Genomic DNA, 13,862 nt, shown 5'->3' with positions numbered 1-13,862 from the left:
TCTTTGTCACCCGGCGATATCGCGAAGCGCGATTTCACTCAGAATGCGTTCCAGCACCTGCTCGATGGACAACTCGGTGGAATCCAGCTGAATAGCGTCATGCGCTGGCTTGAGCGGGGCTACCGCTCGCTGGGTGTCACGCTCATCGCGTGCACTGATCTCATCTAGCAGACTAGACAGACTAACATCATCGCCCTTGGCCTTCAACTGCAAGTAACGTCGACGGGCACGTTCCTCGGCGCTGGCGGTCAGGAAAATCTTCAGCGGAGCGTCCGGAAACACGACGGTTCCCATGTCGCGACCGTCTGCGACAAGGCCTGGCTCTTCCTGAAAAGCACGTTGGCGTTGCAGCAATGCATCACGCACCGCAGGCAATGAAGCCACCTGCGAAGCGCCGCTGCCGACCTGCTCATTGCGAATGGAGTGAGTGACGTCCTCACCTTCCAGAATGATCCGCTGCTCCTGCCCTGCCGTTCCGCTTACGAACTGCACATCCAGATGCGCAGCCAGCAGCTTCAAGGCCTCTTCGTTGGTCAGGTCGACGCCGTGGTTGCGGGCGGCGAACGCCAGCAAGCGATACAGCGCGCCGGAATCGAGCAGGCTCCAGCCGAGGCGTTTAGCCAGCAGCCCTGCGACTGTGCCCTTCCCGGAACCGCTAGGTCCATCAATGGTAATTACCGGTGCTTGAATTTTCACAACTGCCCCTCTTGCGCTACACGCATGCCGACTTGAGCGCTAAGCGCGAGAAAATTTGGGAACGACGTAGCGACGTTCGCACAATCATGGATCTGAATCGGCGCTGCTGCACGCAGCGCCGCAACGCTGAAAGCCATGGCGATCCGATGATCGCCTTGAGCATTAACCACACCACCACCTATCTGACCGCCATCAATGATAATGCCGTCCGGGGTGGGCTCGACACAGATGCCCAGGGTTAACAGACCGTCGGCCATGGCTTGAATACGGTCCGATTCTTTGACGCGCAACTCTTGAGCCCCCCGCAACACCGTACGACCCTGCGCACAGGCGGCGGCCACGAAGATCACCGGGAACTCGTCAATGGCCAGTGGTACTAGCGCCTCCGGGATCTCGATACCTTTGAGTGACGCCGAGCGCACACGCACGTCAGCCACTGGCTCACCACCCGCCTCGCGCTGATTCTCCAACGTAATGTCGGCTCCCATTAGACGCAGGATGTCGATGACACCCGTGCGCGTGGGGTTGATGCCGACGTGTTCGAGCACCAGGTCGGAGCCTTCGGCGATGGAAGCGGCCACCATAAAGAATGCAGCAGACGAAATGTCGGCAGGCACTTCAATACGCGCAGCGGTCAATCCAGAGCCAGACTTCACGGAAACTTTCGCCCCATCGACCGTCACCGGGTGACCGAAGCCCCGCAGCATACGCTCCGTATGATCCCGAGTCGGCGCAGGCTCGATCACTGTCGTAGTGCCCTGCCCGTAAAGGCCGGCCAACAACAGGGAAGATTTGACCTGAGCACTGGCGATTGGCATTTCATAGGTCAGGCCATTGAGCGTTTGCCCACCCTTGATCTTCAAAGGCGGACGCCCTTCCGCAGCGGTTTCAATCACTGCGCCCATCGCCCGCAATGGCTCAGCTACTCGACCCATCGGCCGTCGCGAGAGCGAAGCATCGCCGGTCAATGTACTGTCGAAACTCTGCGCAGCCAGCAACCCGGCCAGCAAGCGCATGGACGTGCCGGAGTTGCCCAGATAAATCGGTCCAGGCGCAGATTTGAGCCCATTAAGCCCGACCCCATGGATCGTCAGGCGACCATGATGCGGCCCCTCGATTACGACCCCCATGTCACGGAACGCTTGCAGCGTCGCGAGAGCGTCCTCACCCTCAAGGAAGCCTTCAACTTCCGTGACGCCCTCAGCCAACGAGCCGAGCATGATGGAGCGATGGGAGATGGATTTGTCACCCGGCACGCGGACGCGACCTGAAACGCTACCGCCAGGACTGGCGAGAAACACCAGGTCCTCAGCTTCGACGGGCTCTACGTAAGCACGCTGGGCAAGGATCTTGCCGAAATGCTCACGGGCCATTCGCGCACGGGTGAACACACCTAATAGCTGATGACCATCACCCGCGACCATCGCATCACGCAGCGCATCCAGATCCGTTCGATAGGTATCCAGCGTGCGCAGCACAGCCTCACGATTGGCCAGAAAGATGTCGTGCCACATCACAGGATCGCTGCCCGCAATCCGCGTGAAATCGCGAAAGCCACCGGCCGCGTATCTGAAGATGTCGAGATTTTCGTTGCGCTTGGCCAACGAGTCCACCAGACCAAACGCCAATAGATGAGGCAAATGACTGGTTGCCGCCAGCACCTCATCGTGACGTTCGACCTCCATGTGTTCCACGTCAGCACCCAGTTCGGACCAGAGTCGATCGACCACCGCCAGAGCTTCAGGATCAGTCTCGGGCAATGGAGTAAGGATTACCTTGTGTCGTTTGAACAACTGCGCATTGGAAGCTTCGACGCCGCTCTGTTCGGAGCCAGCAATTGGATGCCCTGGCACGAACCTCGGTGGCATTGCGCCGAACGCCAGACGCGCAGCTCGAACCACATTGCCTTTGGCACTGCCGACATCGGTCAGCACTGCGTCGCCCAGGTCAAAGGTCGCCAGCAACGCCAGGACTTTTTCCATCGCGAGAATCGGCACAGCGAGCTGAATCACGTCAGCATCACGGCACGCCACGGCCAGATCCGCTTCACAGCGATCTACAACGCCCAGCTCAACAGCCAGCTTGCGTGACTGGGGATCGAGATCAACGCCGACCACCTCGCCACACACACCACTTTCACGAATGCCTTTGGCAAAAGACCCGCCGATCAGGCCAAGCCCGACGACCACCAAGCGCCGAATCATAGGTGGGTTTGGTTTCACTGAGATGACATCAATCACGCGCCAGAACCCTGGCCAATGCCTCGAGGAAACGAGTGTTTTCTTCCAACAAACCGATACTCACACGCAGATGATTGGGCATACCGTAGCCAGCGACCGGGCGAACAATCACACCTTCGCGCAGCAAACCTTGATAAACCGGACCGCTGTCACGTCCCAGGTCTACCGCAATGAAATTACCTTTGGAGGGAATCCAGCTCAGCCCAAGCAAGCGCAAACCGCCCTCAAGCTGCTCCATGCCGACTTCATTCAACTGGCGACTTTTAGTCAGGTATTCAGCGTCGTCCAGCGCCGCACATGCAGCGGCCAAAGCAAGGCTGTTGACGTTGAATGGCTGGCGAACGCGGTTCAACACGTCTGCCACGGCAGGAGAAGACAAGCCGTAACCCACTCGCAATGACGCGAGACCGTAGGCCTTCGAGAAGGTGCGTGAAACCAGCAGGTTCGGGTAATCAGCCAGATAATCGAGGCCATCGGGCAGATCGCCGCCCTGGGCGTATTCGATATAGGCTTCGTCCAGCACTACCAGCACGTGTTCAGGCACAGCGGCAAGAAAGCGGCTCAATGCATCCGGCCCAAACCAGGTCCCGGTCGGGTTGTTGGGATTGGCGATGAACACGACGCGGGTATCGGCATCAATCGCCGCCAGCATTGCAGGCAGATCATGCCCCCACTCTCTGGCGGGCGTGACGCGCGCAGTAGCGCCGATAGCCTGGGTAACAATGGGATAAACCGCAAAAGCGAATTCGCTGAATACCGCGTTCAGGCCGGGAGCCAGATACGCGCGGGCGACCAACTCAAGAATGTCGTTGGAGCCGTTACCCAGCGTCACTTGATCGATCTGCACACCACAACGCTCTGCAAGGCGCTTTTTTAGCTCGAAGCCATTGCCGTCCGGATAGCGCGTCAGTTCGGCCAACTCTTCGCGAATCGCAGCCAGCGCCTTGGGGCCAGGGCCCAATGGGTTTTCGTTGCTCGCCAGCTTGATGATCTTTGCGGGATCAATGCCCAACTCACGCGCCAACTCATTCACAGGCTTACCCGGAACATAAGGCGAAAGTTTTTGCACACCTGGCTGAGCCAGTGCGAGGAAGTCGCCAGTCATGTGTCGCTACCTCCTATCAACAAGATGCAAATTACTGAATTGAAATGCATTTATGTAGGAGTGAGCTTGCTCGCGATAGCGTCAGTTCAGACGACAAATTCGTCGACCAGGATACCGAATCGCGAGCAAGCTCACTCCTACAGTTCAAATGTTTGCAATAAGACAGCGCCGTGTCAGGAACGCGAGCCAATAAGTAGTTCTGTAGCTGCTCTTTTAAAGAACCGCTTTCGGGTATGAACCCAGCACCTTGAGCGCCACTGCTTCCTGACTGATCCGCTCCAGCACGGCTTTGACCAATGGGTCGCGATGGTGGCCAACGAAGTCGATGAAGAACACGTAGGTCCACTTACCGCTGCGCGAAGGACGGGTCTCGATACGCGTCAGGTCCAGGCCGTTCTCATGGAATGGCACCAGCAACTCGTGCAGAGCGCCCGGCTTGTTGCTCATGGATACGATGATCGAGGTCTTGTCGTCGCCAGTGGGCGGGACTTCCTGGCTACCGATGATCAGGAACCGGGTGGAGTTGTCCGGACGGTCTTCGATTTTTTCAGCGATGCGCGTCAAACCGTACAGGTTTGCACTCATGTCACCGGCAATCGCTGCAGAATTCCACTCGCCTTTGACCCGCTTGGCGGCTTCGGCGTTGCTCGCGACGGCGATCCGCTCGACATTCGGGTAATGCGCATCCAGCCACTTACGGCACTGGGCCAGCGACTGAGCGTGGGAATAAATGCGGCTGATGCTTTCAGTCTTGGTGTTTTCACCAATCAGCAGGTGATGGTGAATACGCAGCTCAACTTCGCCACAGATCACCATGTCATGCTCAAGGAAGCTGTCCAGCGTGTGATTGACCGCGCCCTCGGTGGAGTTTTCCACCGGCACGACGCCAAAGTTCACCGCACCGGCTGCCACTTCACGGAACACTTCATCAATCGCAGCCATGGGCAGACTGATAACTGCGTTACCAAAATGCTTGATCGCTGCTGCCTGAGTGAACGTCCCTTCTGGACCGAGGTAAGCAACCTTCAGCGGCTGCTCCAGCGCCAGGCACGAAGACATGATTTCGCGAAACAGACGCGCCATCTCTTCGTTGCTCAATGGGCCACGATTGCGCTCCATGACCCGCTTGAGCACCTGGGCTTCACGCTCGGGGCGGTAAAACACCGGCACTTCGCCTTCAGCCAGATTGGCCATTTTTACTCGCGCTACTTCCTGGGCGCAGCGTGCGCGCTCACTGATCAACTCCAGGACTTTTTCGTCCAGGCTGTCGATGCGGACGCGTAGCGCCTTGAGTTCTTGCTCGGACATTAGCCGTGTTCCTTCTCGAACTCTGCCATGTAAGCCACCAGCGCGTTGATCGCGTTGATGTCCACGGCATTATAAATAGAGGCACGCATGCCACCGACCGAACGGTGACCTTTCAGATTAAGCAGCCCGCGCGCATCAGCACCTGCCAGGAATGGCTTGTCCAGACGATCATCAGCAAGGCGGAACGGCACGTTCATCCACGAGCGGTCAGACTTGTTGATCGGGTTGCTATACAGCCCACTGGCATCGATGAAGTCGTAAAGCGTGCGCTTTTTGACTTCGTTGAGCTTGCCGATGGCTTCAACACCGCCCTGCTCTTTCAGCCACTCGAAGACCAGACCGGAGAGGTACCAGGCCAGCGTCGGCGGCGTGTTGTACATCGAGCCGTTATCGGCCGCGACCTTGTAGTTGAGCATGGTCGGGCAAACCGAACGGGCGCGACCCAGCAGGTCTTCGCGAATGATCGCAACGACGATGCCACTTGGCCCGATGTTTTTCTGTGCGCCCGCGTAGATCATGCCGAAACGCGAGACGTCCACCGGACGGGACAGGATGTCCGAAGACATATCAGCCACGAGTGGCACATCACCGGTTTCTGGAATCCAGTCAAACTCCAGACCGCCAATGGTTTCATTCGGGGCGTAGTGAACGTAGGCCGCGTCTTTGGACAGTTTCCACTCGTTCTGGCCCGGGATGGCGAAGTAATCGTAAGGCTTGGCGCTGGCAGCCACATTGATGTGACCGTAACGCGAAGCTTCTTCAATGGCTTTCTGCGACCAGATACCAGTATCGATATAGTCGGCAGATCCGTCTTCAGGCAACAGATTCAGGGGGATCTGAGCAAATTGCTGGCTCGCGCCACCTTGCAGAAACAGCACTTTGTAGTTCGAGGGAATCGTCAGCAGGTCACGCAGATCCTGCTCGGCCTTGTTGGCGATGGAAGTGAACTCATCACTGCGATGGCTCATTTCCATGACGGACAGGCCTTTGCCATGCCAGTCCAGTAGCTCCGCCTGGGCACGCAGCAGAACAGCTTCAGGAAGCGCAGCAGGACCTGCGCAGAAGTTAAAGGCTCGCTTGCTCATATCCACTCTCACTACGCTCTGATTTTCTCAGGCTTGGGTCATCTGGAGTACGAAGCGTCGAAGGCCGCGAAGCGGTGAGAACCGTTCGCAGCCTTCGGCTACTTCTGTCAAACAACACGCGGTTGTTTGAATTTAACTGATCTCGGCAGGAGCGAACTTGTTCGCGAGAGGGGCTTGAATGACACACCGCCTCGCCAACAAGTTGGCTCCTACAGGTTACGCGTTACTCCTGCGGTTCTTCGTCGTCAGAAGCAGCATCGGCTTGCTGCTCGTCGGTGGAAGCGTCTTCGTCAGCGATGTTCAGCACCTCGCCTTCGATCACTTCACCGTCTTCACCGATTACCAGCTCTTCGCCTTCGACTTCCGATGGCTCCTGCACACGCTCCAGGCCGACCAGTTTCTCGTCGCTGGCCAGCTTGATCAGCGTCACACCCTGAGTGTTACGACCCAGGCTGGACACTTCGCTGACACGGGTACGAACCAGTGTGCCCTGATCGGAAATCAGCATGATTTCTTCGCCGTCGAGTACCTGCACCGCACCGACCAGTCGGCCGTTACGCTCGTTGCTGACCATGGCAATAACGCCCTGACCGCCACGCTTGTACTCTGGGAACTCGGAGATCGCCGTACGCTTGCCATAGCCGCGCTCGGAAGCAGTCAGAATCTGGCTGCCTTCTTCCGGGATCAGCATCGAAATCAGCTTCTGGCCTTCCGGCAGACGCATGCCGCGCACACCGCGGGCGGTACGGCCCATGGCACGAACGTCGGATTCCTTGAAGCGCGTGACCTTGCCGCCGTCGGAGAAGAGCATGATTTCCTGCTCGCCATCAGTGATGGCTGCGGAGATCAGGATGTCGCCTTCGTCCAGCTCAAGCGCGATCAGACCCACGCTACGCTGACGGCTGAAGGCCACCAGCGGGGTTTTCTTCACGGTACCGTTGGCGGTAGACATGAAGATGAACGGAGCCTTCTTCTTGTCTGCGGCCTTGATGCGTGCTTTACGCTCTTCTTCGGTCTCGTTGCTGTTCTCTGCGTCGTCGATCTCACCTTCGATACCAGCCTCCTCCTCCTCGTCAGCCCGCTTGCGCATGGCTTCCAGGTCGACCGGCAACATGGTGGTGATGTACTCGCCATCGCTCAGCGGCAGCAGGTTGACCAACGGACGGCCACGGGCAGCGCGGGACGCTTCCGGGATCTCGTAGGTCTTGAGCCAGTAAACCTTGCCCTTGCTGGAGAACATCAACAGCGTGGTGTGGCTGTTGGCGACCAGCAGGTGAGCAATGTAGTCCTCATCCTTGATGCCGGTGGCCGACTTGCCTTTACCGCCGCGACGCTGCGCCTGATAGACCGCCAGAGGCTGAGTCTTGGCATAGCCACCGTGGGAAATCGTAACGACACGCTCCTCTTCAGGAATCATGTCGCCCAGTGTCAGGTCCAGACGCGCATCCAGAATTTCAGTGCGACGAACATCGCCGTACTCGACACGAATCAATTCCAGCTCTTCGCGGATCACTTCCATCAAACGCACGGCGCTGTTGAGGATGCGCAACAGTTCGCCGATCTGGCTGAGGATTTCCTGATACTCGGTGAGCAGTTTTTCATGCTCAAGACCGGTCAGGCGGTGCAGACGCAATTCGAGAATGGCCTGAGCCTGTTCCGGCGACAGGAAATACTTGCCGTCACGCAGACCGTACTGGGGATCAAGGTTTTCCGGACGGCATGAATCCGCACCGGCGCGCTCGACCATTTCCACCACTGCGCTGGATTCCCAAGGGGTCGAAATCAACCCGACCTTGGCTTCCGCAGGTGTCGGCGAGGCTTTGATCAGAGCGATAACCGGATCGATGTTCGACAGCGCTACTGCCTGACCTTCGAGCAAATGACCACGCTCGCGGGCTTTACGCAGCTCGAAAACGGTACGCCGGGTGACCACTTCGCGACGGTGACGAACGAAGGCTTCGAGCAGATCCTTAAGGTTCAGGATGCGCGGACGGCCGTCGATCAGTGCAACGATGTTGATACCGAAAACGGCTTGCAGCTGGGTCTGGGCGTAGAGGTTGTTGAGGATAACCTCCGGCACTTCGCCGCGACGCAGTTCGATCACGACGCGCATACCGTCCTTGTCGGACTCGTCGCGCAGTTCGGTGATGCCTTCCAGCTTCTTCTCTTTAACCAGCTCGGCGATCTTTTCGATCAGGCGAGCCTTGTTCAATTGATACGGCAGCTCGGTGATGACGATCTGCTGACGACCACCGACCTTGTCGATGTCTTCAACCATCGAGCGGGCACGCATGTAAATGCGACCGCGACCGGTGCGATAGGCTTCGACGATGCCTGCACGGCCGTTGATGATTGCGGCAGTCGGGAAGTCAGGACCCGGGATGAACTGCATCAGTTCATCGATGGAGATTTCCGGGTTGTCGATCAGCGCCAGGCAGCCGTCGATGACTTCACCGAGGTTGTGCGGCGGGATGTTGGTCGCCATGCCCACGGCAATACCGCTGGAACCGTTGACCAACAGGTTGGGAATACGGGTCGGCATGACCGCCGGGATCATTTCCGTGCCGTCGTAGTTCGGCACCCAGTCCACGGTTTCTTTATGCAGGTCAGCCAGCAGCTCGTGAGCCAGCTTGGTCATGCGCACTTCGGTGTATCGCATGGCCGCGGCGTTATCGCCGTCGACCGAACCGAAGTTGCCCTGACCGTCTACCAGCAGATAGCGCAGCGAGAATGGCTGGGCCATACGAACGATGGTGTCATACACGGCAGTGTCGCCGTGGGGGTGATACTTACCGATAACGTCACCGACCACACGGGCGGATTTCTTGTACGGCTTGTTCCAGTCGTTACCCAGTTCACTCATCGCGAACAGTACACGCCGGTGCACGGGCTTCAAGCCATCACGTGCATCGGGCAGTGCCCGCCCGACGATTACGCTCATTGCGTAGTCGAGGTAGGACTGCTTCAGCTCGTCTTCGATATTGACCGGGAGGATTTCTTTGGCCAGTTCGCCCATGAGAAGCTCGATTCCTTTTTCTGGTGAAACTTCGAACATCCATCCGGGAGGAACGAAGCTCGCCGCTACCGGCACGTTTGCCTGGCAACGACTTACGACAAATCAACGAGTTATGTACTGGATCTGCGCAGTAGGGACGGCTACTGCATGCGCCCCTGGAAACCGCCGGATGTTACCACAATCGCCGCTAAGCACCTATCCTTTGAAAGCCCTGAAAACGAGCTTGTCTGTCGCAAGACCGCTGAGAAGCGCTTACAGGCCCGCTTAGCGCCCTTGCGACCAAAGTTCCGCCGGTCTTCAAACGGATCAGTGCAAGCGTTTGCGGCACATCAATTGAGCCATTTTTGCGGTGTCCGGGCGCTCGACAATGCCCTTTTCAGTGACGATCACGTCAATCAGGTCAGCCGGGGTGACGTCGAATACCGGGTTGAATGCATCGACATCTGCACCGACCCGTTGACCGCCCACTTCCAGCAGCTCACGACCGTCGCGCTCTTCAATGACGATTTCGTCACCGCTGGCCATGTCCATATCGATCGTCGAGCTGGGCGCGACCACCATGAAGCGCACACCGTGGTGCATGGCAGCTACAGCCAGATGGTAAGTACCGATCTTGTTGGCCACATCGCCATTGGCGGTGATGCGGTCGGCGCCCACGATCACCCAGGTAATGCCTTTGGTGCGCATCAAATGCGCAGCCGCCGAATCGGCATTGAGCGTCACGGGGATACCTTCGTTGGCCAGTTCCCAGGCGGTCAGCCGGGAGCCTTGCAACCATGGACGGGTTTCATCGGCGTAGACACGTTCGATCATCCCTTCCAGATGCGCCGCACGGATAACGCCCAGCGCGGTACCGAAACCACCGGTAGCAAGGGCCCCCGTGTTGCAGTGGGTCAGAACCGCCTGCAGGTTGCCCTGATTCTTGCGAATGAGGTCTGCACCCAGCTGAGCCATGGTCAGATTGGCTTCGCGATCGCTGAGGTGGATGGACACCGCTTCAGCCTCCAGCACCACCAGAGGATCATCGCTTTTCTTGATACGCTGCAGACGTTCGCGCATCCGGTTCAGTGCCCAGAACAGATTGACGGCCGTGGGACGCGAGTCTGCCAGCACTTTGAAATCTTCTTCCAGGGCCGCTTTCCAGTCACCCCCGGCGGCGATGCGGGCGCGAGCCCCCAGCACAACGCCATAAGCCGCGCTGATGCCGATAGCCGGTGCGCCACGGACAACCATTGAGCGAATGGCCTCGGCCACCCCCGCCGCGTTTTTATAAGCGAGCCAGGTTTCCTCGAAAGGCAAGATGCGCTGATCCAGCAGATACAGAGCGTCATCCCGCCAATCGATGGCTTTCACCTTCTCAGCAGCCAACAATCGATCGCGCATTGCACACTCCATACTCAAAAAACCCAAGCCGGACATCAAAAGCTGCCGATTATAGCGAGCCGTCGGCGAAGACGCTCGGGTATACTGCGCCGTCCCCATAATAAGCCCTGGAAGCCCAGTCATGCCTAACACCGCTGCCCCGCTCGACCTGCTGCTCCTGCCCGCCTGGCTGGTGCCGGTCGAACCCGCTGGCGTGGTGTTGAAGGATCATGGCCTGGGCATCCGCGATGGCTGCATCGTTTATATCGGCCCACGCGCCGAGGCCTTGAAACAAACGGCTCTGCAAACCCTTGAATTGCCTGAAATGCTGCTCAGCCCGGGATTGATCAACGCCCACGGGCACGCGGCCATGACCTTGTTCCGAGGGCTGGCCGACGATCTGCCGCTGATGACCTGGTTGCATGACCATATCTGGCCTGCGGAAAGCAAATGGGTGAGTGAGGATTTCATTCGCGACGGCACTGATCTGGCCATCGCCGAGCAGCTCAAAGGTGGCATTACCTGTTTCTCGGACATGTACTTCTACCCCTCGGTAGCAGCAGACCGCGTGCACAACAGCGGCATCCGCGCTCAGATCACCGTGCCGATTCTGGATTTTCCGATTCCTGGTGCACGGGATACCGACGAAGCCCTGCACATGGGCGTGCAGCTGTTCAATGATCTGGCCCATCACCCGCGCATAAAAATCGCCTTCGGCCCTCATGCACCGTACACCGTTGGCGACGAAAACCTGGAAAGGGTCCGGGTTATTGCCGATGAACTGGACGCCATGATCCAGATGCATGTTCACGAGACTGCCTTCGAAGTGGAGCAGGCTGTCGATCAGTCAGGTGAGCGCCCGCTGGCGCGCCTGAATCGTCTGGGCATGCTCGGCCCACGCTTTCAAGCCGTGCACATGACGCAAATAAACGATGACGATCTGGCGTTGCTGGTAGAAAGCAACACCAGCGTGATTCATTGCCCGGAATCAAACCTGAAACTGGCCAGCGGCTTCTGCCCGGTCGAACGACTGTGGCAGGCTGGCGTCAATGTAGCAGTAGGCACCGATGGTGCAGCCAGCAACAACGATCTGGATTTGCTGGGCGAGACCCGTACAGCAGCGCTGTTGGCCAAGGCCGTGGCGGGTTCGGCTGCCGCACTGGATGCTCATCGCGCGTTACGCATGGCTACGTTGAATGGCGCACGGGCGCTGGGTATTCAGAACGAAGTCGGCTCGCTGGAGATTGGCAAGGCTGCCGACATGGTCGCCTTCGACCTGTCAGGCCTGGCCCGCCAACCGATTTATGACCCGGTGTCGCAGCTTATATACGCTACCGGCCGCGACTGTGTCAGCCACGTCTGGGTCGCGGGCAAGCAACTGCTCGACGATCGCCGCCTGACCCGTATGGATGAACAGGCGCTGTGTGACACCGCAAAAGCCTGGGGCAAGCGTATTTCCGGGCGCACCGAATAAGACCGGGCTGGTTGCTCATCAGCCAGCCCGCTGCACGTATTTTGAGTTCAAGAGGACATCCCATGAGCAACGTCGATCACGCAGAAATCGCCAAATTCGAGGCATTGGCCCATCGCTGGTGGGACCGCAACAGCGAATTCAAGCCACTGCACGACATCAACCCGTTGCGGGTCAACTGGATCGACGAGCGCGTCAATCTGGCGGGCAAGAAGGTTCTGGACGTCGGTTGCGGCGGCGGAATTCTTTCCGAAGCCATGGCACTGCGTGGCGCGACCGTGACCGGTATTGACATGGGCGAAGCGCCACTGGCGGTCGCTCAGTTGCACCAGCTGGAATCTGGCGTACAGGTCGAATACCGGCAGATTACCGCCGAAGACCTGGCCGAAGAAATGCCTGAGCAGTTCGACGTCGTCACCTGCCTGGAAATGCTTGAGCACGTACCGGACCCGTCGTCGGTAATTCGCGCCTGCTACCGCATGGTCAAGCCAGGCGGCCAAGTGTTTTTCTCGACCATCAACCGCAACCCGAAGGCTTTTCTGTTCGCCATCGTCGGCGCGGAATACATCATGGGCCTGCTGCCGCGCGGCACCCATGACTTCAAGAAATTCATCCGCCCTTCCGAGCTGGGTGCCTGGAGCCGCGCCGCTGGCCTGCAGGTTAAAGACATCATCGGTCTGACCTACAACCCGCTGACCAAGCACTACAAGCTGGCTTCGGACGTCGACGTCAACTACATGATCCAGACGCTCCGGGAGGCATAAGCCATGCGTTTGAGAGCAGTTCTATTCGACATGGACGGTACCCTGCTCGATACCGCTCCGGATTTCATCGCCATTTGCCAGGCCATGCTTGCTGAACGCGGCTTGCCTGCTGTGCCGGACAAGCTGATCCGTGATGAGGTTTCCGGCGGTGCCAAGGCGATGGTCGCTGCGACCTTTGCCATGTCTCCGGATGCCGAGGGATTCGAGGCGCTGCGCCTTGAGTTCCTCGAACGCTACCAGCGCGACTGCGCCGTACACAGCAAGCTGTTCGACGGTATGGCGGAGTTGTTGGCCGATATCGAAAAGGCCAACCTGATCTGGGGCGTGGTCACCAACAAACCGGTGCGCTTCGCTCAGCCGATCATGGATCAACTGGGGCTGTCGCAACGCTCGGCCTTGCTGATCTGCCCGGATCACGTAACGCGCAGCAAACCCGATCCCGAGCCGCTGATCCTGGCCTGCAAGATGCTTGATCTGGATCCGGCAAGCGTGCTGTTTGTCGGAGATGATCTGCGTGACATCGAATCCGGCCGCGACGCGGGCACCAAAACCGCAGCGGTGCGTTACGGCTACATCCACCCCAGCGACAATCCTGATCACTGGGGTGCCGATGTGGTAGTGGATCACCCCCTGGAACTGCGCAAGGTGCTGGATAACGCGCTGTGTAGTTGCTGAAGGCACTTCAGAACTGCATGCAAAGCGCGACCTGTGGGAGCCGGGCTTGCCCGCGATAAAGCTGGACGCAATTGACTTGATGTCTGCGACGCTATTATCGCGGGCAAGCCCGGCTCCCACAGGGATCTGCGCAGGCCGCC

The 13,862-nt window shown here is 58.5% G+C and carries 10 protein-coding genes; 3 read left to right on the top strand and 7 right to left on the bottom strand.

The genetic code is table 11. The annotated features are described in order from the left end of the window. Nucleotides 1-6 precede the first annotated feature (6 nt). From cmk to mtnA, 7 genes are all read right to left on the bottom strand, one after another. The gene (gene cmk / locus KDX30_RS03720; RefSeq protein ID WP_027902856.1) at nucleotides 7-696 is read right to left on the bottom strand and encodes a (d)CMP kinase; all 690 of its coding nucleotides are present in this window, start codon (nucleotides 694-696) and stop codon (nucleotides 7-9) included. After that, entirely contained in the window at nucleotides 693-2,900 is a 2,208-nt protein-coding gene (locus KDX30_RS03715) for a bifunctional prephenate dehydrogenase/3-phosphoshikimate 1-carboxyvinyltransferase (protein ID WP_231674994.1), read from the bottom strand. Before KDX30_RS03715 ends, cmk begins: the two co-directional genes overlap by 4 nt. Before the next feature lie 28 nt (nucleotides 2,901-2,928). Beyond that, the gene (gene hisC / locus KDX30_RS03710; RefSeq protein WP_231674993.1) at nucleotides 2,929-4,041 is read right to left on the bottom strand and encodes a histidinol-phosphate transaminase; all 1,113 of its coding nucleotides are present in this window, start codon (nucleotides 4,039-4,041) and stop codon (nucleotides 2,929-2,931) included. A gap of 213 nt (nucleotides 4,042-4,254) precedes the next feature. After that, entirely contained in the window at nucleotides 4,255-5,349 is a 1,095-nt protein-coding gene (pheA, locus tag KDX30_RS03705) for a prephenate dehydratase (protein ID WP_027902853.1), read from the bottom strand. Then, nucleotides 5,349-6,434 carry a 3-phosphoserine/phosphohydroxythreonine transaminase gene (gene serC / locus KDX30_RS03700; RefSeq protein WP_122397356.1) on the bottom strand — a complete coding sequence of 362 codons (1,086 nt, stop codon included), beginning with the start codon at nucleotides 6,432-6,434 and terminating at the stop codon, nucleotides 5,349-5,351. Before serC ends, pheA begins: the two co-directional genes overlap by 1 nt. 223 nt (nucleotides 6,435-6,657) lie before the next feature. Beyond that, nucleotides 6,658-9,450 carry a DNA gyrase subunit A gene (gene gyrA, locus KDX30_RS03695; RefSeq protein WP_231674992.1) on the bottom strand — a complete coding sequence of 931 codons (2,793 nt, stop codon included), beginning with the start codon at nucleotides 9,448-9,450 and terminating at the stop codon, nucleotides 6,658-6,660. 306 nt (nucleotides 9,451-9,756) lie between these two features. Continuing rightward, nucleotides 9,757-10,833 carry an S-methyl-5-thioribose-1-phosphate isomerase gene (gene mtnA / locus KDX30_RS03690; RefSeq protein WP_231674991.1) on the bottom strand — a complete coding sequence of 359 codons (1,077 nt, stop codon included), beginning with the start codon at nucleotides 10,831-10,833 and terminating at the stop codon, nucleotides 9,757-9,759. A gap of 121 nt (nucleotides 10,834-10,954) precedes the next feature. Between mtnA and KDX30_RS03685 the strand changes: the two genes are divergently transcribed. The 3 genes from KDX30_RS03685 to mupP all read left to right on the top strand — a co-directional run bounded on the left by KDX30_RS03685 (nucleotide 10,955) and on the right by mupP (nucleotide 13,722). Then, the gene (locus KDX30_RS03685) at nucleotides 10,955-12,286 is read left to right on the top strand and encodes a TRZ/ATZ family hydrolase (protein ID WP_122397353.1); all 1,332 of its coding nucleotides are present in this window, start codon (nucleotides 10,955-10,957) and stop codon (nucleotides 12,284-12,286) included. Nucleotides 12,287-12,348: 62 nt separating this feature from the next. Continuing rightward, nucleotides 12,349-13,047 (top strand): bifunctional 2-polyprenyl-6-hydroxyphenol methylase/3-demethylubiquinol 3-O-methyltransferase UbiG, encoded by a 699-nt coding sequence (ubiG, locus tag KDX30_RS03680; RefSeq protein ID WP_027902848.1) that lies wholly within the window; start codon nucleotides 12,349-12,351, stop codon nucleotides 13,045-13,047. A 3-nt stretch (nucleotides 13,048-13,050) separates the two neighbouring features. Beyond that, nucleotides 13,051-13,722 (top strand): N-acetylmuramic acid 6-phosphate phosphatase MupP, encoded by a 672-nt coding sequence (gene mupP, locus KDX30_RS03675; protein WP_027902847.1) that lies wholly within the window; start codon nucleotides 13,051-13,053, stop codon nucleotides 13,720-13,722. Nucleotides 13,723-13,862: the final 140 nt, after the last annotated feature.

The sequence above is a fragment of the Pseudomonas quasicaspiana genome (genome assembly GCF_021147825.1).
Taxonomy (GTDB): domain Bacteria; phylum Pseudomonadota; class Gammaproteobacteria; order Pseudomonadales; family Pseudomonadaceae; genus Aquipseudomonas; species Aquipseudomonas quasicaspiana.
Note: the sequence above shows the minus strand (reverse complement) of the source record. Positions and strands in the feature narration are given on the sequence as shown.